This window comes from Gardnerella sp. DNF00038, from assembly GCF_049262855.1.
Lineage (GTDB): Bacteria > Actinomycetota > Actinomycetes > Actinomycetales > Bifidobacteriaceae > Bifidobacterium > Bifidobacterium vaginale.
The window spans coordinates 1,384,608-1,405,347 of the sequence record NZ_CP058407.1; the positions used below are offsets into that span (position 1 = coordinate 1,384,608).

Genomic DNA, 20,740 nt, shown 5'->3' on the forward strand with positions numbered 1-20,740 from the left:
TCCCGAATTATTCCCAAATTATTCCCAAATCACATTGGCTGGTTTCCATGATGCTTCCCTGTTCTCGAAACACGTTTTTTACTTCTTAAAATCTTCAAAGAATTAGCAATAACATCTCTTGTTTGCTCTGGATCTATCATTGCGTCAATCTGGCCAGTTTCCAGAGAAAGATTCGCGTTTACAGTGGTATTTTCGTAATTCTCAACAAGCTTTTTTCTTAAAGCGTCAACATCTTGTCCGCGCTCTTTTGCTTTTTGCAAATCCTTGCGATGAATAATGTTCACAGCTCCTTGAGCACCCAAAACCGCTATCTGGCTAGTAGGCCAAGCGTAGTTAAAGTCTGCACCCATAGACTTTGAGCCCATTACAATGTATGCTCCACCAAAAGCTTTGCGTAAAATCACAGTGACAAGCGGAACTTGCGCGTTTGCGTACGCGTAAATCACTTTTGCTCCCCTGCGAATAATGCCCGCGTGCTCCTGATCCGACCCTGGCTTGTATCCAGGAGTGTCTACAAGAGTTACAACAGGAAGATTAAACGCGTCGCACAATCGCACAAATCGCGCTACTTTTTCGGAAGAATTAACGTCTAGAATTCCAGCATTGACTTTAGGCTGATTTGCCACTATTCCAACAGGATGACCTTCTATGCAAGCAAAACCGACTACTGCGGATGCTGCGTAAAGCTCTTGAACTTGCACAAATTCGCCATAATCTACGATTGCGCGAATAACGTCTAAAACGTCGTACGGCTGGCGATCGTTGCTCGGAACAATAGTCGCAAGCTGCTTAGCGGTTTCTCTGTCTGCGCGCGTGGCAGCGTATGCGAATGTTGGCGGATTTTGATTGCAATTTTGCGGCAAATAAGCCAAGATTGTGCGCGCATAGTCAATGGCGTCTGCCTCGTCTTCGCCCAAATAGTGAGCAACGCCCGAAGTGGAGTTATGCACATATCCACCGCCTAAATCGTCCATGCTAATCGACTCGCCTGTGGCAGCCTTAACAACATCTGGGCCAGTTACGAACATGTTGGAGTGTTCGCGAGTCATGATTATAAAATCCGTAAGAGCAGGGCAATAAACTGCACCACCAGCGCAAGGTCCAAGAATTAGTGAGATTTGCGGAATTAAACCGCTTGCTTCACAAGTTTTTTTGAAGATTCTGCCATATTGCGTAAGCGCGTTAACGCCTTCTTGAATGCGAGCGCCACCCGAGTCGATTAGGGCAACAACTGGAACTCCAAGCTGCAACGCCATGTCTAGAAGATGGCATATTTTCTGTCCTTCAGCGCGTCCAAGCGTGCCGCCACGAACGGAAAAATCCTGCGCATAAACTGCCACTTTTTTGCCGTATACTTCGCCAAAGCCCGTGATTACAGCGCATCCTGCAATATCGTTATTTATGTCTCCACCGTTAAAGCGGCCGATTTCTTCAAACGTTCCCGTATCAAAAAGCAAATCCAAACGCTCTCTTGCTGTGGATTTTCCCTTTGCATGCTGGCGCTCTAAAGCATTCTGCTCGGCGTCTCTAGCAAGGCGAGCCGCGTGTTCTACGGCTGATTTTCCACGCTGAGGCTGCGTAGGCTGCGCATTTTGCATAGTTTTTGCGTCTTTATTAACATCTTTTTTATTAACATCTTTTGCAACTTGTGCAGTATCTTTAGTAAGCGCACTCATTTTGCACTACCGCCTTTAGTCACGTCAATTGTTACAAGCTTTTCGCCTGCTTCTACACCATCTCCAGGCCCTACAAAAATGCCAGTAACTACGCCAGCTGCAGGTGCATAAACGTAGTTTTCCATTTTCATAGATTCAAGAACAGCAAGTAAATCGCCTTTTGCTACGTTCTGACCTTCCGCAACGTTTACGCGTGTAATCACAGCTTGCATTGGAGCAGAAATCACTCCAGGAGCATCCTTTGGAGTTTCCGACTTGTGAGTATCTCCTCTTAATCCTCGTCCTCTAAGCGGCTGCGATGCGCGAACTGTGCCTCTAACTCGCGCAGAGCCAGTAAGATTGTCTACAATATCTTGCGGAATAGTAAGTTTTACGCGCTTATTGTCTACTTCTATTACAAAAGACTCCATTTTAGTTGTCTTATTTTGCGCGTCTTCACCAGACTTATTGGAATCCAAAGAAGCAGGCTGTCCGCCATTTGCCGCTGCAGCAGTGCGGTTCAAATACTTGTGTTCAAGCCATTTTGTAGAAATATCAAAATCGTGATCTTGCGCTGTAAAATCAGGATCGTTAAAAATTTGCTCAAAAAGCTTAGCAGGAGTGGGCACTCCCTCAATGCAAAGCTCCTTAAGCGCGCGTCTTACGCGAGCAATCGCCGCATCGCGATTTTGAGCCGTAACAATAAGCTTGCCCATCATGGAGTCGAATTTTGGAGACACGCTATCTCCAACTTCTACTCCAGAATCCACACGGATTCCAGGTCCAGATGGCCACTCGATTTTTGTTAGTGTGCCTGCGCTAGGCGTAAGATTCGTTGCTGGGTCTTCCGAAGTGATTCTAAGCTCAAAACTATGCCCGCGCGAAGGGTGATTTTGCGTAAGCTCACCGCCGTCGGCAATCGTAAGCTGTTCGCGCACAAGATCTAGTCCGCTAACTTCCTCACTAACTGTGTGCTCAACTTGCAATCGTGGGTTCACTTCCAAGAAGTAAACCTTGTGTTGAGATGTCACCATATATTCACACGTGCCCAAACCAACGTAGTCAACAGCTTCAAATAGGTTACGAGAATATCGGTGAAGCTGCGCGTTCTCGTCATCGGTAAGGAATGGCGCTGGTGCTTCCTCAACCAACTTTTGGTTTCGGCGCTGCACCGAGCAGTCGCGCGTGGAATATATGGTGAAGTTTCCATGCGAATCGCGGCCAACTTGTGTTTCCACATGGCGCGCCTTGTCTATAAAACGCTCAATAAAGTACTCGTCAAGGTCGCCGCCTTGCAAAGCGTCGTGGTTCATGTAGAATCCGCGAAGCTCGTCATCGTTGTGCACAACGGTTATTCCGCGACCGCCGCCGCCATCCGTGCGCTTCATCATAACCGGGTAGCCGTGTGTTTGCGCAAAAGTCAACAATTCTCGAATGTCTTTTACAGGCTCCGATATGCCTGGTACGGGCGGCACTTTAGCGCGAGTTGCCACGCGGCGAGCGGTTATCTTATCCCCTAAATCAATAAGCGCTTCTGGCTTCGGACCAATCCACACAGCGCCAGCATCAATCACCTTTTGCGCAAAACTCGCTACTTCCGATAAAAATCCGTAGCCTGGGTGCACAGCATCCGCTCCGCTTTTATGCAAAATGTCTATAATCGCGTCTTCGTTTAAATAAGTGTCTCTGTACGTGTCTCCAGAAAGCGCGTACGCTTCGCTTGCCATCTCAACATACTGTGCTTGACGGTCGGATGCCGCATAAATAGCTACAGTTTGTATTCCCATTTCTTGAGCAGTGCGAATCACTCTAAGCGCGATTTCGCCGCGATTTGCCACAAGTATTTTTTTGATATTCGTAACCATACGTTACAAGTTATAGGAAATTTGGCTTATAGTATCCGTGAATTTGAACAAAACATTATGCGATTTTTTGTAAACTTCTCCAACGCGCGACTGGTGATTTTTGTCTAATCTTTGATTCAGCAACGAAAAACAATACGAAAGAAGGATATCGTGGCTAATTTTGAATCTAACTCTGATGCAAACTCTAGCGCAGTTGCATCTAAGGCTTTTGACGTTAATCGTTTGGCTGTTCCATTTGCTAAGGCGTTTTTGTTTACTGTTCTTATTAGCGCTGCAACTATGGCTGGCGCATTGCCGATTCCTGGAACTCCTGTTCCTGTAACTTTGCAAACTTTGGTTTTGGCTTTGGCAGGTCTTACTTTGACTTGGCGTCAGGCTGTTAGCTCTGTGCTTATGTACCTTGCGATTGGTGCTGCTGGAATGCCAGTGTTTGCAGGCGGAAAGAGTGGCGTTGTGGCTTTTGCAGGCCCTAGCGTTGGATTCCTTGTTGGATTCGTGTTCGGCGTAGCTGCGATTGCGCTCGTAAAGTCTGCGCTCGAAAGCGTTGTTAATGCCGCTATGCCAGAGGATTCTGTTGCTAAGAAATTTGCACGATTTGGCGCGTATTTTGCCGCATCTGTTGTTGGTTCTCTTGTGATTTACGCATTTGGATTTGTAGGCCAATCGCTTATGATGCACTTGCCTGTTTTGGCAATCGCCGTTGCTTCTACTGGCTTTATTGTTGGCGATATTATTAAGGCTGCAATCGCTAGCGCCGCTTGCGCAGGATTGTATGGCGCGTTTAAACGCAATCACAATGCGTGATTAATCGCGATAAATCGCGTAATGCGTAATGCGCAATGCGCAATTAATCGCAAGCGTAACGCGCTAACTATCTAAGACCGCAGTCTCGTCGCTGCGGTCTTTTTCGTTCTAAACACTAATCGCGCAATCCCTCCTCCCGCGTTTGTTCCCTTTTTAAGCAAATTCGACAACAAACGCGGGCAAAAATAAACGAACGCGTACTAGCGTAATCAACAACGTAAATTTAAAACAAAGGATTACGAGTATAGTACTCTTTCAAAGAATCTTTGGTAATCACTTTAGAGCAAACAGCCGAGTCATCAACACCTTCACGCAAATCACTCCATGGAGCTTCTTTGTGCGTTCTTTCACTCAACTGGCTGCCAGTATACGCACCAAATTTATCGCATACTTTCTCAATAATACGCTTTTGATCGTCAGTTAAAATATTGGAATCAGACTGCTCAATATCCGAAAGATTAATCTCGCCTTTACGAATCAAAAACTTACCGCGATGGCGACTAAACAGAGTCGGGGCCACAGGACCATTTCTCCAAGCCTGAAAATTCTCACAAAACAACGGATTTCCAGTAGTGGCTAAACAATAAGCCTGCGAATAATAAGCCAACTTCTGCAACTTCATAGTAGTAACAGTTCCAGTAAGCTCAAGGATATACGCAGCCACATTAAAAATTGTTGTCATACGCACCTCCTCTTTAAACAGCGAATATTTTATAGTATACTATTACGATGACAATTAGCAGAAGCCAAGCAAACAGAGCAGGAAAAATACTCAAGACTGGCAAAATTTCAGATGAGTATTATGATGCAATATCGATTCTTGACGCATGGCGTAAACAGCATGAAAATCCTGCTAAAATCTTTTTCAAAAAACTTCTTGAGATTACAAATAAATATCCAAACTCAATTGCAACTTATCGTCTTAAACGCAAAGAATCAATACTTAATAAATTAAATCGCAATAATAATCATTTTAAATTAGGAGAAATAGACGATATAGTAGGGTGCAGAGTAATAGTTGATTCTGTAGATGAAGTATATAAGATCTACAACGAAATTATTGATCTTAAACAATCAGGATACATAGGTATTAAAACCATAAAGGACTATATAAAAGAGCCTGAATCATCTGGCTATAGATCCTTGCACGTTATAATAAATCAACTCTGCTCTTATGAAGAAGAAAGCAGAACGTATAGGATTGAACTACAAATACGAACTAGGCTACAACATTATTGGTCTACTGCCGTAGAGGCAATGGGAGAAATTGATGGCGTAGAATATAAGAATCCTACTTTGTCCGCATGTGACAATACGCATCGTATAAAATCCTGCTTAAAATTCTTCAAATTAATATCTGAATTAGTTATTGCACGAGAATATAAAAACAGCAAATCAAATAAGACTATTGAATCAATAAATGCAGAATTAGAAAAACCTGATTTTAGGGAAATCATTGAAGATCTTACATTAGTACAAGAAAGTATTTCTATTAAAATCCATGGAAGCTTTGACATAAATGAAAAGAGATTATATTTGCTAGAATTTTCTCGCGAAACACAGGAACTGAACGTATACTCATACACAATTGATTTAACAGATGAAGCAATAGAAGACTACAACAATAGTGAAAATAATATTAGATATAAGAAAAAATATGGCGTGAATAATGATGCTTCACAGAAAAAAGATAAGAATCAAAAAGATTCATCAATCACTAACAGTATTACAGTAAATACAAAAGTCAGGGATATCAATAGGGTTCTTGTGTATGCAAAAAACAATGAACAACTATACGACGCATATCCTAACTATTCATATGCTATAGGAAAATTCATCGATTTTGTAGAAACTAGATAATATTACCCATCATGCTTTCTTGAACTATTTTATCTCAGGTACGGCTATACGCACAAATGTCGAAATGTAGATTATGCAATAAACAACATATCTTTCAATATGCATATTGCCAACTACTTCATATTTATTTCAAAACATGTAAAGCGCCACATTGCATATGAATGAAAGCGCCTTACAATTTGAAAATATATATAAAATGAAATCAGAATTTACCGACTAACACTCTCACTTACTGTCTGAATTGCTTTCAACGCAGATTCTACAGTAGCGTCTCCTGTATAGATTTTCTGCATTTGCACTGCAATTTCATCATTAATCTCCTGATAAGCTAACTTTCGCGCAAGTTTTGAGCGAGCCTGACCTTCAGTGACAAGATCAATAGAAATCTTAGCTGATTGTGTCGCATCATCTGGAATTTTGACCTTCATGTCTTTATCTACTGGAGCGCCTTGCAAAGTGTTAATCCACTCCTGTTGCCCATCGCCAATAGTCATAAACTCAATGAATTTCATTGCAGCTTCCTTCTTTTTGGAGTCTTTGTTAACACACAAACCGAAGTCAACGCCAGTAGTGGAACCAGAATTTTTATTTCCTATTGCAGGAAATTCAATCATACCTAATTCATCTTTCTCAATTGCAGTTCCCTTAGTCTCTTCATTTGGTAAAACAGCAGAAACATGCCAAGAACCTGTAGGGAAAAATGCGGTTTTACGAGCATAGAAGTAATTATCACGAGCATCTGGATATGTGGATGTTCCTACAGCACCATCTTGGAACAATCCATCAGATACCATCTTTTTCCAAGCCTTCATGGTTTTAACAAAAGTTTTGTCAGTGAAAGATTTCTTTCCAGCTGCTGCAGAATATATGTCACCCTCTCCATACTGATTTGACAGCCATACAAAAATGTCATCAAGATGCCACCCATCTTTAGCACCAAGAGCAAGAGGCATTAATCCTTTGGATGTAAGAATTTTATTTGTTTCCAAAAGTTCATTGTATGAATGAGGAACCTTAACACCATTCTCGTCAAGAAGAGTTTTATTGTATAAAATATACTCAGATCCAGACGTGATTGTAGGCATTGCAACCATTTTTCCGCTCATATTGGTTGTTTGTTCAACAGCTCCTTTAGAAACTTTAGAATCCCATTCTGGCATGTACTTGTTAGCGAGCTTTTTCATATCCGCAGCAAAACGACCATATTGTTCAACAGTAGACCCAGCCTGTACTCCGAATATATCTGGGCCATCGCCTCCTGCCATAGCTGTTTGTAGTTTTTTCTGATAATCAGACATTTCAGAGGTACGCCACCACTTGATTTTAATATTCGGATATTTCTTATTAAAAACAGAATAAATTCTCTTCCATTGAGCATCAGTAGGCTGCCATGTCCAAAATGTCAAAGTGATAGGCTTATCAGTTGTTCCTAACCCCTCATCAGATTTACTAGCAGAACTTGAACCGCATCCAGCAAAGAGTCCAATTGACATGGCAACTGCTCCTAAAGCTGCAATAATCTTATTCTTTTTAAACATAGTATTCTCCTTGTTTTATTAGCGTCTTTCATCAACGCAATAGTTTTCACTTCTTTGTGATATCTACTTAACCCTGACAAATTGCCAAGATTATAGTGCAATTTATTCAGTTTTTCACACTCCTTTCTCCACGCGTTCTACGGATCTATCAACTGAAATACCTAATGAGGTACGAGTATATCCAGTGATGGAAGCTTCACTAAGGGTAATATCTACTACTTTGTTTCCAATAAATGGCAAGCGCCAACTATGATTACGCACATGAACAAAAAGCATCCTATCAGAAGCAGCAAGGCGCACAGTCCTCAATACTCGTCCTCTAATATCTCTTCTTGCATCATCTTGCAAGTTCAATCTCGACGGTTCTTCACAAGCTATAATAGATTTTCCATCACGCAATAAATCAATACAATTCATACATACCACTAAGCTGTATTCGCCTATATTAATTACTGACTCCGAGCGATCATTAGTAAGCGCAAAGTCTATTACACAACGGTTACCATTAAGCAAATTGCGTAATCTCATTCGCGATGAAGTAACATTAAACGGTTCCACCTCATTGCTTGTAAGACGAAAACGATCGGCAACATTAATCTCGTTCACAATATTGCATAAAGACTTTCCCCATAAATTAACATGATTTACAGCAGAGAAAGACGAAATTGCAGAATCATTATCTTTTACAATTACACCACAAAATCCTTGTTCTGAGCTAATATCACTTATCGTCGCTACATAACGACCATCAAAGCGAGCTGCCAAAATTCCGTATTCACGTGATACAACTAGCTCATGCCAATAAGATAAATTTATGTCAGAAGGCAACATAGTATTTATCTGTCTAACTATTCCAGATACACTATCTATCACTTGCAAACAATGCAATCCAACATCAACCAGAACGTAAGTGTAATTATTGTTATCAAAATAACGAGGGATTAAGCCAAATCTAGATCCTAACGGACCATTACCACCCTTCACCCACAAACTAATAGTTAACGTTGAAGAAATAAGAGGAGAAATTGCCGAAAAACCATAACTATCATAAGAAGATATAGAAGGTTGTCCATCAATTTCCAAAACATGTGCAGAACCAGATATTATATTCCAATCCGATGGAATTCCATCAGTGAAATCAGTGCATACATCAGCAGATAAAGGAGCATCACATACGCAATTTGAAGGTCCAGTAGTATCGAGCAATCCCTCTGAATAGTATAGAGGATCTATACGCATAACACGTTTCTCAGTACCATCATGCAATTCATCTGAAGCATCACGACCATGATAAACCACCCAATCATCAACCCCATTTGGTGCTTTTACTATAGAGTTATGACCAGTACCTTCAACCTTATCAGAGCGTATAATAAGTGGATCAAAATGACCATTATTACATTGCTTTACCCATGAAAGCTTGTCTATATGCCTATCAGAAGGAACCTTAGGTAATGTAGCAACTGAATACCCAACAAAATAATCTTCATGTTCATAAGCATTGGCAGAATAGGTGATAAAACCTTTGTCTCGGAAAGTAAAGTATGTAGCACCTTCTACAGTATGCCAATCTCTCCCATCTCCAAAACGATTACGAGCAAAAATTTCTTCATCCATTGTAGGTAAAATTAATGGCTTCGGAGATCCTTCTCGCTTGTATGGGCTTACCATTCTGTCAATCATCACAGAAGTACCAGGTCGTAAATTAGATAAACCACATGCCTGATTATCCGCATACAGCATGTATAACTGATTATCATCTCCAACAACAACCTGTGAATCAATAGCGAATGTATCAAATAGTTCAGCTTTCTTTTCAAATGGACCAAGAGGATTTTTACTTACAGCAACACGCATAATTTCTGTATGAGTATCATTTTCACACTGTGGCATATTTGAAAAATACATATAAAAAATACCATTAATCAAAATTACAGAAGGTGCCCAAAAATTCTTTCTATTATTTTCTGTGTAACAATAACCATGTGATACCCAACGAACCATGTCTGTAGATGTTGAAACTAAAACACCATTTTTGTCAGTAGCATAGCAATAGTACAAATTACGATATCGAATCACAAATGGATCAGGAGCAGTATGTTTTTCACCATCAGAATACTGAACTGGATTACTATAGTGTTTTTCAGTCAACAACATGTTTAAACAAAAATCGGAATTGCACTCATTATGTAATGCACTTGAATTCACATTATTGCTAACATCAACGCATCCTACGTTTAATGAACCCATAGTATTACTCCTATACATTTGCTTAGTTCTTTACTGCTCCAGCAGTAATACCAGACTGAAGCCATTTTTGACTAATCATGTAAACAATTACTGACGGTATTGTCATAAGAATCAATGCAGCATATTCTTGTGAAATCATCTCTGGAGTTTGACTTCTTGTTTCCATAAAATATGTTGATGCCAGAGTGACAGTGTACTTACTTTCATCTCGTATAAGTAACAGAGGAATTAAATACTCATTCCAGCTATATACAAATGTTAGAACTCCAGTAGTAGCGACCATAGGCGTGGAAATTGGTATAAGTATGCGTGAATAAATACTCCAAGTAGAACAACCATCTACTCTCGCGGCTTCAATGATTTCGTTAGGTATACAATCAAAATAATTTTTCCATAGCAAAAGCATTTGCAAAGCATTAAATGCAACAAGTGGAATAATCATACCAATATACGTATTGATCAGTCCAAAAGTTTTTATTGTGAAGAATAATGGCATTGTCACCGAAGCAATTGGAACAGCCATGCAAGCGAGCATTAATATATAAATAACTTTTCTTCCGGTAAATTTCATTTTTGAAAAAGCAAAACCCGCAAGCGATGTTATAAATACAACTATTACGACAGTAGATATAGATATGAGGAATGAATTAAATACTACTTTGAAATAATGTACATTTTCATTAGTTATTACTGACTCATAACTTTTAAAACCGTTGAAGTTAAGAGATTTAGATATTGCAGTAGCTATTGGAAAAAGCCAAATCAAAAGAAAGAATACAAGTACAACATACATAATAGCGGTCGTGCTTACTTTACGTTTCATTGTAATATCCTTTCCTTAATCATCTGTTAGATCGATCATTAATAACAACTTGAATTATTGATAGAACAACAGAAATAATCAGAATCATTACTCCAATAGATGCAGAGAGACCCCCATTAAACTGTTGAACACCTGTCTTATATAGGTAAGTGTTTAGGAATTCAGTAGAACGGCTAGGACCTCCACCAGTGGTTTGAATAACAATATCAAAAGTTTTAAGAGAACCTACAATGCCTAAAAGAATCAAAGTGTTAGTAGTACCAGAAAGATTTGGAATAGTTATTCTAAAAAGAGTATTCCAAAAACCACATCCATCGATTTTAGCTGCCTCGTAAATATCATCAGGAATTGACATAAGACCTGCGTAATAAATAATCATCGAAAAGCCCATCCACTCAAATATATTGATAGCGCATATAGAATAAAGTGCTATACGTGGATTACCCAACCAACTTTGCGACAAGAAACCAAGATGTAGAAAACGCAATGCTTCATTAATAGCACCTACATTAGTATCCATAATTATTCGAAAAATAGCAGCAATAATAACAGGAGCCATCGCAATCGGCATAAAGAAAACTGCTTTAAATAAACTAGATCCTCGTAAACGTTCCTTGAGGATAACAGCAAGAAGCAGACCCAGTGCAGCCTGGATGAACACAGTAACTACCATAAATATTATATTGTTTTTTAACGCTATCCAGAAAATAGAATTTGGAACAAGCAACTTAATATAGTTTTTTAAACCAATAAAGTCCATCTCCTTTGAAATACCATCCCAGTCAGTGAATGAAGTTGCAATTGTAAAACCTATGCAATAATAGATAAAGAAACCTGAAAGGATAACCAATGGAGCTATGAATAAGTATGGACGAATCTTAGTTTTCCAAGAGCCAATATTATTCCCACTATTTTTCATCATCATTTTAGACAAGTCGTTACGATGAACAGCAGTATCATCTATAGAGCCTTTAGTCGTGCAGTTTTCCATTGCTGACATCATGAGAAACCTCCGTTGGTGTTCAGTAAATTTCTGTATCGTTTCAGATTTATTGAACAAAAACTCGCAATAATTAATGAAAAAGCAATCAACAAGAGCAAAATATCTACAGCAACAAACTTACTACTTCAAATATCTTACCCATATCGATGTTTTCATATCTTATCTCTGAAACGATTCAGTTTTTATTTACTTATTTTAAGTATAGAATAATTCAAAATTTTGTCAATACATAATAAATAATATTGAAAATGAATTATTGAAATATATAATATAACTCTCTACTACAGATACACGCGTTAAATACTTGGAGAAGATTTACGGCACACAAGACAACAATCAACATCAATACGCTGTCGAGGAAAACGTCCACCTGATACAACTTGATCTACAATGGATTTAACTGACAATTTAGCAATCTGTTTACGACATGGGTTTACACTTGTCAAAGACGGAATTGTGTACTTTGCCTCATCTATATCATCAAAACCAACTACGCGAACACTTTCAGGAATACTCACTCGCATCTCACGCAACTGACTCACTACGCCCAGTGCTAATAAATCATTCAAAGCAAAAATACCATCTGGCCTTATTCCTTGTGAATACATATCACGTACAGCTTTTGCACCTTCTTCACTAGTCCAATCACCACATTCACGAATCATTAACGGATCAAATGCTATTCCATGATCAGCCAAGGCCATCATATATCCCTTAGTACGCATCGAACGCGAAGATGGTATAATTTCATCTAGCGTTCCACCCACTACTGCTATAGTACGACATCCTGAATTTATAAGGTGATTAGTAGCCTCCATGGCACCAGAATCATTGGCTATTACCACATGCGGGGCTGGGGCATTAAAAATACGCTCACCCAATATCACCAAAGGATAGTTGCCTTTAAGCTCATCAACATCAATCGATGTCATGCATGTTGGGCTCAGTATTAATCCATCTGTCATATTACGCGACATAGCCTTGATTGAGCTAATTTCATGCTCACGATCATTTCCAGTAGATTCGACTATTATTCGATAACCATACTCTCGAGCAGCTTTAATTATTTCCTCGGCCAATTCAGCAAAATATATCTGCGTAAGATCTGGTATTGATAATGAAATCAATCCTGTATGACCACGACGTAAATTACGAGCTTGCTGATTAGCAGAATAGTCCAACTCTTCAATTGCATTCTGAATCTTTTGTTTCGTTGTAGACTTCATAAACGGATAGTCATTAAGATAATTAGACACTGTGGCCATAGACACATTAGCAAGTTTGGCAACGTCGCGTAAAGTTGATCTGCGTGATTCAGCAGACATAATATATTTCCTTAAATAATCGTTTTATATAATATGAAATTAAAGTTCTGAATGGTTTTAGAAGTAAGTGTAAATCATACCTAAGATTTACAGGATAATCTAAATTTACAATAAATAAAATATAACGTATTAATTTGTTTATACATTACTTAATTAAAGAAAAATGGGCATATAAAATTGTCGCGTATTAAAGAACTACAATTAGACTACAAAACCAAGAACACTTCCCCGCGTTTGTTCCCAAAATCGCCAAATATGACAACAAACGCGGGCAAAAATAAACAAACGCGGGCTAGCGTAATCAACAAAAAACACAATTATATTAAAAACTTAAATTAATACGACAATACAAGGGTGCGCATGCTATGCATATTTGTTACGCAAAAGCATGCACACCCAACTTATTTCTAATTACAATTCTTCTTCAAATGGTTCATATGTCTGTTTCAAAACAAAATCAAAATATCTTACATGACTCCATTCGTCAGGATTACCAAAATGTAATACTTTCAAATTGTGATTATCATACGAAAATGCGTATAAATCTTTATTACTTATATCGTATGCAGACGTATATTGAGTCCATGGAACCAACATCTCATCATCTACCGATATTCGTAGAACTCCCTTAGGGGTGTTCTCCATTGACAACAATTGAAATACTTCATTAATCGCATTCTCGTCATCAACTGGCATAGACATTAATTTTGCATAAGCCGCTCTCAAAAATCGACTTTCTGGTTTATAGTCGCTAGGTATATCGAGTAATCCACTTATGTTCTCATCCAATCCTACATTATTCACAGCTTCATTGTTGTCATAAAGATATTTGCGATTGGTAGAACGTTCAAGATGAGCCTTCAAATTATTAAGATGCCAGTCAAAGGTCGGAGCATTTGTAAATACACCAACTGTATTTTCAAATATTTTAAAACCATTAGAAATAGAAGGTTCTACAACTATAGATCTACCTGTTTCATCGGAAAAGACAGCATGTTGCGGAACAGACATCCCCATCATTGGACCAGGTTCATTAACTATTCCTAAATCCGAATTGAGTGAATTAATGATCTCATCGAGAGAACGATACTGAGTTAATATCCATGTAACTAATTCTTCTCCACGAAGCGCAATTTTATTAGAATCATCAATTTCTTTCTTACTCACATATCGGAAGAAGTGATCGAAATAGAAAGACCCACCGCATATTCCGTATTCATTTATTCCATCTAAAATAACAGGGTTCTTATGCACATCTTTAGCCCAAGCAACACCCATTACTGCACATTTAGTAATAAATGGTGTATAGGTTGATTCTATAGATGTACCAGACGGTATCTTCATACCAGCATATTCAAACTCTTGTTCAAAATCTTGGGTTCTTCCCCAATATGAATTTCCTTGTTTGCTTCTTATTCCAATTCCAGTACACATTGTTATTACTCCTTTATAATAACTAACTGAAAATAAAAACTTTTTATCAATTGACTTGTGAGACTAATTCATCCTGATCATTACGAGCAGAAGGTATTGCAGCTATAACAGCACCTACTAGTGCTACAACTGTTCCAATAAGTGTAATAACGTATACTTTTGCACCTAACGCTGGAACAAGCCAGTCGATCAACACAGACCCAAGTAATTGTCCAGCCGTCGAAGCTAGTCCTAGAAGAAGTAGACCTAATCCTCTCACCAATAAAGCCATTAAGGCTATAGACAATAATCCAAGCGGACCACCTAAGTACATCCACCAAGTCAATGGAAGATGGAAAGAAGTCTGACCTGTAGCGATTCTAACAATAAGAGCAATTGCTAGTACGGAAAAACCTACTATAAAGTTCCAAGTTATAGAAACTAACATAGAACCAGTTTCATTAGCCACTGCCGAATTACCAGCAGGTTGCCATCCCGCTAAAAGACCAGCAGCAAATGGTAGAACAGCTAGAAATACAACTGACGGAGCATGCCAGCTTGGTGAAACAACCATAATAGTTGCAACAATTGCAAGAATTGCACCAGATATACGAGGTAAATTAAACGGTTGCTTTGTATCTACACCTATTCCAAATCTATCGCATAATAATCCAGACAAAACCATTCCGCAGATTAAGGTTGTCTGGAATGTTGCAACACCAAGTACGGACGCAGATGCTCCTTCAGAAAAAACAACCATAGCTCCACATAATCCAGCTAGCCAACTCCACCAAGGTATATTATTAGAGCGAATTTTCGAAGGAATTGAAGCAAATTGTTGTCTTGTAGACGCTCGAGAGAGAATTATGATAAACATAACAACAAGTCCCGAACCGAATGATACTACTGCGCAAGCATTGCCATCAGCTAATTCTTTTCCCAATTGTCCATTCACAGCAGATTGCATTGGAGAAAGCATACCAGCCAATACCGTTCCAATGAACAATAAAGGAACCATATAACGTTGTTTACTATTCATAATGATTATCTCCTTTCATATAATTCTTCACTCTTATAGTGAATAATAATTTTAATTTGCAATTATTAAATTTCTTTAGAAAGCCACTTAACACAATTAGAAAATAGTTGACCATATCCACTCCATTGCATAAACGCTTCCGGAGCCCAATGAGGAGCTATATCTGATGCAAAAGCAATACTTCTGCCTTTATATACCTCATTAACAATGAGCAAAGGATTATCATCAACTTTCATGAGAATATTAGAACTTTCTTTAGCTAAAAGCTTTTGATATCCAAGAAGAATTGGAATAGGACTCAAATCATTCACAATTGGATGATTGGATACTATTTTAGGAATTACACCTTGAGGTTTTTCAGCTCTATCATCAAATGGACTTATTTCAACAGGAAGCACATCTTCAATAGATGTACCATGATAATGAGCTTTACCTTCAAATCCAGCAAAGGAAAGATATCCACCTGCCATCATCAGTCCATGACCTTCACGAACCCATTTAGCTAATAAATCTAAACGATTTACGCATCTTTTTCCTTCACCAAATACCCTATTAGGTAGTAAAAATGAATTACTTCCTATATCTGAAAGTATCACAACATCGTATTTGTTTAATTCATCCATTGTCCATGGAAAGTTTTCTGGAACATCATGAGCTTTTAGATGTGTAACATCGTGACCAAACTTTCTAAGAGCATCAAGAAATTCCACGCAACCAATTTCTAATTTAGTGGATGTGAATTCATCAAAACCTTTATATTCTGTAGTGGATGAAATCCAAGATTCTCCAGCTAGTAAAACTTTTGTCATATAAACAGCTCCTTTGCTTTGAATAAATAAAAACATCTCTATTTTGTAAATCTCACACATTAAGGATGTTCTTATAAAAAATAATAAATCTTTTGCGCAAATAAAACAAACACAAAAAACGCTAAAAATATGGGCTAAAAGGGCTTCATTGCTAGAATACTATAATATTTTTGCGCAAATTTTTCTATTGTAAAAGTTTTTGCGCAATAGTAGCATTAACAGTATTAAATTACTTATTAAACTATTGCTTTTTCAATAAAACTTATGGAGTCTATATGTCAATTGTTCAAGTGGCTAGAAGAGCAAATGTATCTACATCTACCGTATCGAGATATTTGCATGGTACGTTAAACGTAGAAGACTCTACAGCACAAAGAATTGACGAGGCTGCACATTTCTATAAATACACAACTAAAATAAACTCAAAGACAACTTACAAAGCACTGGCGCTTGTTATTCCTGGATTAAATAACCCATTTTATAGTGAACTATGTCAACAACTATCCATGGCAGCAGATGGTTTAGGATATACATTAAATATTAAAATATCGCAAGGAAATCCAATAAAAGAAAGAAATATTGTTGAATCCATAATTAAAGAGCAAAAGTATATTGGACTTATATACGCTGGATTAAATAACAATAATATAGCTTTGCGTAAAGTAATACCTTCTGGAATGAATGCCGTTTTAATAGATGAGCAAATGAATGATGAAAAATTATCTAATATATCAACAGTAACTGTTGACAATTACTCTGGAGCATACCAAGCTGTCTGTTATTTACTTTCCCTGGGACATAAGAGAATAGCCTACGTGTCAGGACCAGATGGATTAAGCACAACCTCAGACAGAAAACATGGCTATTTATCCGCTTTATCAAATAGCAAAATATTATACGATGATTCTTTAATATTTTCTGGTCCATATACTGAGGAATTTGGAGAAAGTATATTCCCATACATAGTAAGTAACCCAGATCCACCAACCGCAATATTCTGTAGCTCAGATATTTCAGCACTAGGGTTACTTGGAGCAGCTGAAAGATATGGATTAAAGATACCAGATGATTTATCTGTAATAGGGTGCGATGGAATTCACATTGGCAAATGGGCGCATCCTAGCTTAACAACATTGCAGCAACCATTTGAAGCTATTGCTAAATCTACTTTAGAATTAATAAGTTTTAATGGAGAAACAAAACATATTCAATTACCATTAACGTTAACTATTAGAAATTCTACTTGCAGAATAAAAAATTAGATCATCTGAAATATACGTTTGTTACAAGCTCTCGTAAAAACAGTAATTCATATTGATACCCACGAAAATATTAGAAATAAGCTCATATACAACGGCTTATCCGACTACAAAACCAAGAACACTTCCCCGCGTTTGTTTATCAAATCACCAAATCCGAAAACAAACGCGGGCAAAAATAAACAAATACAAGAGCACACGCCAACATAACGACACACACTACAACCACTTACTTGCGTAAGATAATTCTTTCATTAGAGTCCCAAAAAGGATTAATTCAATTCATTGTTAATGCGAAACAATTAGCTACGTATTAAAAAATGTTAAAAGATTTTAAGCTAAATACAGATGTTAAAAATGTAAAGAACAATAATAACAACTGATAATTTGTTTCCATTGTTTTATAGTACTTTAGCATAGATTTTTTAATAAAAAGTTCACCTTCTTTATCTTTATCATCAGATTTTAAATATTTATCAGTTACAGTCATATCATCCAAATCAATTTTTGTTGAATAAGATTTATTTTTATAAATATTCATACGAACTCCAATAAAACAAGAAATTAGAAGAATAGCTACAGCCACTATTTGCCTAGAATCTACAACTGACTTATTAATAGCAAAATCGTTGGAAATAACAAAATCATCATTAACAACGAGATTTTTAACAACAATAGAATTATTAGGAATAAGAGAATTTCTATAACAAATAAAATCATGAACAGTAATAGACATAAACACAATCATCGTAGAAGCATACATATACATGCGATTATCTCTTAAATCATCATATAAATAATCATAAATTTCTTTACAGCAAACTTTTTTTATTTTGTAGTGGGAGTAAATAAAGAAAAATAAAATAATTACAACATAAAAAATCAAAACAAAATAATTTACATAAACAATAGAGAAATACGAATAATCATGAATCGCATAAATATTAAAACCACTGAGAAAAAAGCAAAAACAAAATAAAAAAGAAGAAAATTGTTTATTTTGCGTATTAAAAATAAACATCGCTGATAATGGTATAGCAACTAGAATAATATAAAAGAATCCTATATAAGCACCAATAAGGTCTAGAATTTTTTTACACATACATTCTTTATAAGCTTTAATCTGCAAATTAGAGCAATCCTCACACACAGGGATTTTATTAAACATAGGCAACGTCGCCTCGATTCAATGAGTAATTTATTTAGATATGAAAATGGGGGCTGAGAGAACCCAGCCCCCGAGTGGCTTAGTAAAACCAAACCACTGGAAGTTGCAACTTACTCAGCTCTACTACAGGAGCATACGCTCTTAGTTTAGTAAAGCCAAGTAGGTAGTGCTTAGTGACGCATCTTGCGAACAGCAGCACCCATACCAGCAAGCATAGAAGCAGCCAAAGCAGTCAAAGCAACACCAACACCAGCATTACCAAGCTTCTCGCCAGCCTTACCATGACCCTTAGCACCCTTAGCAGCAAGCTCACCCTTAGCATCAGCCTTCTTAGCAGCAGCCTGCTGAGCAGCCTTACCAAGCTTGCCACTAGCAGCATCATTCATAGCCTTAGTAGCACCTGGAACATCCTCAAAATTAGGAGCCAAAGGATCAGAAGTCACAACAGGAGGAAGCTGAGAAGCCTCAACACCGAAAGTCACCGCATCGTTATAGCAAGCCTTGTACTCAGCCAAAGCAGCATTATACTTAGCAGTAGAAGCAACAGCCTTAGCCTTAGCCTCAACATAATCCTTATTAGCCTTAGCAGTCTCAGCAACAGCAAAAACAACCTTAGCCTGAGCACGATCTACAGCATCAGCAAGACGCTGAGCCAAAGCAGAATCATTCTTAGCAGAAACATTATAAGCTTCCAAAGCATCCTGAGCAGCCTTCAAAGCCTTCTCAGCAGCTTCCTGAGCAGCTACCTTACCAGCCAAAGTAGCCTTAGCCTTCTCATACTCAGCATAATCCTTAGTATAAGCAGCAAAAGCATCATCAAGATGCAACTTAGCAGTCTTCACAGCCTCAACAGCCTTAGCCTTATCAGCAGCCTTCACATGAACATGCTTTGCTTCACCTGGCTTAGTTGGCTGTGAAGTTGTAGTCTTACCACCAACGAGTTTAGCAAGCTCTTCCTTCAAAGCCTTAAGATTAGCAACATCCTGAGTATAACCAGAATTATATGCCGCTACCTTTCCCTTGGCTTCATCAAATGCAGTCTTAGCCTCGTTATAAGCATCTTGCGCAGTAACAATTGCCTTACTTAAATCCTCACCACTCTGCTTATTATCAGCTCCGTAAGCCTTATCTGTATCTTTGTCGAAGTCATCAGTCGACTTCTTATCATTGCCAGCCTTTGCTTTATACGCCTTAAATCCAGCGTCATAAGCAGCGTAAGCAGCATTAAGAGCCTTATCAGCCTCTCCAAACTTAGTCTCAGCCTGAGTATAACCGTTCAGAACATCCTCAGATGGCTTAAGATTGTTATTCTTCATCTTTGTCTCAAGAAGAGCAATAGACGTCTTAAGATCTGCAATCTTAGCATCAGTATCAGCATCAGCCATTGCTGGGGTTGCCATTGCGAAGCCGGCAAGCAAAGTAGCGCCAGCAGCGAAAGCAGCGATAGCCTTCTTATTCATCATTTTAATTTCCTTTCTTCTTCTCCTCCGTGCTAGGAACACGAAAAAGAATTTGCCTTATGCGGTTTCCCGCGTAGCACCAGTTGAACTAGGGATTCACTGGTTGCTGATTCAAAAGATACAACATGCTTTAACAAAAATCAACCAAAACATTCAGCTTACATTCAGGTTTGTTTTGAAGTTTTTCTGAAAATTCACAATAATATACACAATAAAACGTAAAAATTACGACTAATCATATTTAAAAACAGAAAAATATCCAAGACACGCCGTATATAGAATTTTTTTAAGATTCTTTCAGGTTTTTTTAAGGTTTGCATTTAATTGGCGTGTCGTCTGTACCTTCCGACAAACTTTTGCAATCATTTTCTGCAAAATAAAACATGTACACAATCAAACAACAAAACGGCATGAAGCTTATGCAAAAACACAAACTCCATGCCGCACTATAGGAGAAAACTACGGGCAC

The 20,740-nt window shown here is 38.0% G+C and carries 16 protein-coding genes; 3 read left to right on the forward strand and 13 right to left on the reverse strand.

Features of this window, described 5'->3' with window-relative positions:
- Positions 1 to 29: 29 nt before the first annotated feature.
- The gene (locus HXT19_RS05285) at positions 30 to 1,676 is read right to left on the reverse strand and encodes an acyl-CoA carboxylase subunit beta (RefSeq protein ID WP_004138555.1); all 1,647 of its coding nucleotides are present in this window, start codon (positions 1,674 to 1,676) and stop codon (positions 30 to 32) included.
- On the reverse strand, positions 1,673 to 3,520 hold the full coding sequence (locus tag HXT19_RS05290; protein WP_004138642.1) for an acetyl/propionyl/methylcrotonyl-CoA carboxylase subunit alpha: 1,848 nt from the start codon (positions 3,518 to 3,520) through the stop codon (positions 1,673 to 1,675). Before HXT19_RS05290 ends, HXT19_RS05285 begins: the two co-directional genes overlap by 4 nt.
- A gap of 150 nt (positions 3,521 to 3,670) precedes the next feature.
- Between HXT19_RS05290 and HXT19_RS05295 the strand changes: the two genes are divergently transcribed.
- Positions 3,671 to 4,324: a biotin transporter BioY gene (locus HXT19_RS05295; RefSeq protein ID WP_032834152.1), complete on the forward strand. Its 654-nt coding sequence runs from the start codon at positions 3,671 to 3,673 to the stop codon at positions 4,322 to 4,324.
- Between the two features lie 223 nt (positions 4,325 to 4,547).
- Here the strand turns inward: HXT19_RS05295 and HXT19_RS05300 are convergent, their stop codons facing one another.
- Positions 4,548 to 5,006 (reverse strand): Panacea domain-containing protein, encoded by a 459-nt coding sequence (locus tag HXT19_RS05300; RefSeq protein WP_004116604.1) that lies wholly within the window; start codon positions 5,004 to 5,006, stop codon positions 4,548 to 4,550.
- 47 nt (positions 5,007 to 5,053) lie between these two features.
- On the opposite strand from HXT19_RS05300, the gene HXT19_RS05305 reads away from it, so the two are divergent.
- Entirely contained in the window at positions 5,054 to 6,184 is a 1,131-nt protein-coding gene (locus HXT19_RS05305) for a RelA/SpoT domain-containing protein (protein ID WP_004116602.1), read from the forward strand.
- Between the two features lie 209 nt (positions 6,185 to 6,393).
- On the opposite strand, the gene HXT19_RS05310 is transcribed toward HXT19_RS05305, so the two are convergent.
- The 8 genes from HXT19_RS05310 to HXT19_RS05345 all read right to left on the reverse strand — a co-directional run bounded on the left by HXT19_RS05310 (position 6,394) and on the right by HXT19_RS05345 (position 16,384).
- A complete protein-coding gene (locus HXT19_RS05310) occupies positions 6,394 to 7,722 on the reverse strand; it encodes an ABC transporter substrate-binding protein (protein WP_020759440.1) in 1,329 nt (442 codons plus the stop codon).
- Between the two features lie 114 nt (positions 7,723 to 7,836).
- Positions 7,837 to 9,972, reverse strand: a complete 2,136-nt coding sequence (locus tag HXT19_RS05315) for a glycoside hydrolase family 43 protein (RefSeq protein WP_101887706.1) — start codon at positions 9,970 to 9,972, stop codon at positions 7,837 to 7,839.
- Between the two features lie 22 nt (positions 9,973 to 9,994).
- On the reverse strand, positions 9,995 to 10,795 hold the full coding sequence (locus tag HXT19_RS05320) for a carbohydrate ABC transporter permease (RefSeq protein WP_004116594.1): 801 nt from the start codon (positions 10,793 to 10,795) through the stop codon (positions 9,995 to 9,997).
- Between the two features lie 19 nt (positions 10,796 to 10,814).
- On the reverse strand, positions 10,815 to 11,798 hold the full coding sequence (locus HXT19_RS05325; RefSeq protein ID WP_020759438.1) for a carbohydrate ABC transporter permease: 984 nt from the start codon (positions 11,796 to 11,798) through the stop codon (positions 10,815 to 10,817).
- Positions 11,799 to 12,094: 296 nt separating this feature from the next.
- Positions 12,095 to 13,123, reverse strand: a complete 1,029-nt coding sequence (locus tag HXT19_RS05330; protein ID WP_004116592.1) for a LacI family DNA-binding transcriptional regulator — start codon at positions 13,121 to 13,123, stop codon at positions 12,095 to 12,097.
- A 411-nt stretch (positions 13,124 to 13,534) separates the two neighbouring features.
- The gene (locus HXT19_RS05335; protein WP_101887707.1) at positions 13,535 to 14,557 is read right to left on the reverse strand and encodes a linear amide C-N hydrolase; all 1,023 of its coding nucleotides are present in this window, start codon (positions 14,555 to 14,557) and stop codon (positions 13,535 to 13,537) included.
- A gap of 46 nt (positions 14,558 to 14,603) precedes the next feature.
- Positions 14,604 to 15,575: a DMT family transporter gene (locus HXT19_RS05340; protein ID WP_004114440.1), complete on the reverse strand. Its 972-nt coding sequence runs from the start codon at positions 15,573 to 15,575 to the stop codon at positions 14,604 to 14,606.
- Between the two features lie 65 nt (positions 15,576 to 15,640).
- Positions 15,641 to 16,384: a glutamine amidotransferase gene (locus HXT19_RS05345; RefSeq protein WP_009994300.1), complete on the reverse strand. Its 744-nt coding sequence runs from the start codon at positions 16,382 to 16,384 to the stop codon at positions 15,641 to 15,643.
- Positions 16,385 to 16,659: 275 nt separating this feature from the next.
- On the opposite strand from HXT19_RS05345, the gene HXT19_RS05350 reads away from it, so the two are divergent.
- Positions 16,660 to 17,646 carry a LacI family DNA-binding transcriptional regulator gene (locus tag HXT19_RS05350; protein WP_004114438.1) on the forward strand — a complete coding sequence of 329 codons (987 nt, stop codon included), beginning with the start codon at positions 16,660 to 16,662 and terminating at the stop codon, positions 17,644 to 17,646.
- Positions 17,647 to 17,956: 310 nt separating this feature from the next.
- Here the strand turns inward: HXT19_RS05350 and HXT19_RS05355 are convergent, their stop codons facing one another.
- Together HXT19_RS05355 and HXT19_RS05360 are read right to left on the reverse strand one after the other, a co-directional pair.
- Positions 17,957 to 18,811 (reverse strand): hypothetical protein, encoded by an 855-nt coding sequence (locus HXT19_RS05355; RefSeq protein ID WP_101887708.1) that lies wholly within the window; start codon positions 18,809 to 18,811, stop codon positions 17,957 to 17,959.
- A gap of 170 nt (positions 18,812 to 18,981) precedes the next feature.
- Positions 18,982 to 20,274, reverse strand: a complete 1,293-nt coding sequence (locus tag HXT19_RS05360) for a hypothetical protein (RefSeq protein ID WP_101887709.1) — start codon at positions 20,272 to 20,274, stop codon at positions 18,982 to 18,984.
- Between the last annotated feature and the right edge of the window lie 466 nt (positions 20,275 to 20,740).

Bases quoted from the DNA above. Each gene is read 5' to 3' on its own strand.
- HXT19_RS05325 (WP_020759438.1), bottom strand. From the start codon at position 11,798: ATGATGTCAGCAATGGAAAACTGCACGACTAAAGGCTCTATAGATGAT.
- HXT19_RS05335 (WP_101887707.1), bottom strand. From the start codon at position 14,557: ATGTGTACTGGAATTGGAATAAGAAGCAAACAAGGAAATTCATATTGG.
- HXT19_RS05330 (WP_004116592.1), bottom strand. From the start codon at position 13,123: ATGTCTGCTGAATCACGCAGATCAACTTTACGCGACGTTGCCAAACTT.
- HXT19_RS05300 (WP_004116604.1), bottom strand. From the start codon at position 5,006: ATGACAACAATTTTTAATGTGGCTGCGTATATCCTTGAGCTTACTGGA.
- HXT19_RS05350 (WP_004114438.1), top strand. From the start codon at position 16,660: ATGTCAATTGTTCAAGTGGCTAGAAGAGCAAATGTATCTACATCTACC.
- HXT19_RS05340 (WP_004114440.1), bottom strand. From the start codon at position 15,575: ATGAATAGTAAACAACGTTATATGGTTCCTTTATTGTTCATTGGAACG.
- HXT19_RS05345 (WP_009994300.1), bottom strand. From the start codon at position 16,384: ATGACAAAAGTTTTACTAGCTGGAGAATCTTGGATTTCATCCACTACA.
- HXT19_RS05310 (WP_020759440.1), bottom strand. From the start codon at position 7,722: ATGTTTAAAAAGAATAAGATTATTGCAGCTTTAGGAGCAGTTGCCATG.
- HXT19_RS05360 (WP_101887709.1), bottom strand. From the start codon at position 20,274: ATGATGAATAAGAAGGCTATCGCTGCTTTCGCTGCTGGCGCTACTTTG.
- HXT19_RS05355 (WP_101887708.1), bottom strand. From the start codon at position 18,811: ATGTTTAATAAAATCCCTGTGTGTGAGGATTGCTCTAATTTGCAGATT.
- HXT19_RS05315 (WP_101887706.1), bottom strand. From the start codon at position 9,972: ATGGGTTCATTAAACGTAGGATGCGTTGATGTTAGCAATAATGTGAAT.
- HXT19_RS05320 (WP_004116594.1), bottom strand. From the start codon at position 10,795: ATGAAACGTAAAGTAAGCACGACCGCTATTATGTATGTTGTACTTGTA.
- HXT19_RS05285 (WP_004138555.1), bottom strand. From the start codon at position 1,676: ATGAGTGCGCTTACTAAAGATACTGCACAAGTTGCAAAAGATGTTAAT.
- HXT19_RS05305 (WP_004116602.1), top strand. From the start codon at position 5,054: ATGACAATTAGCAGAAGCCAAGCAAACAGAGCAGGAAAAATACTCAAG.
- HXT19_RS05290 (WP_004138642.1), bottom strand. From the start codon at position 3,520: ATGGTTACGAATATCAAAAAAATACTTGTGGCAAATCGCGGCGAAATC.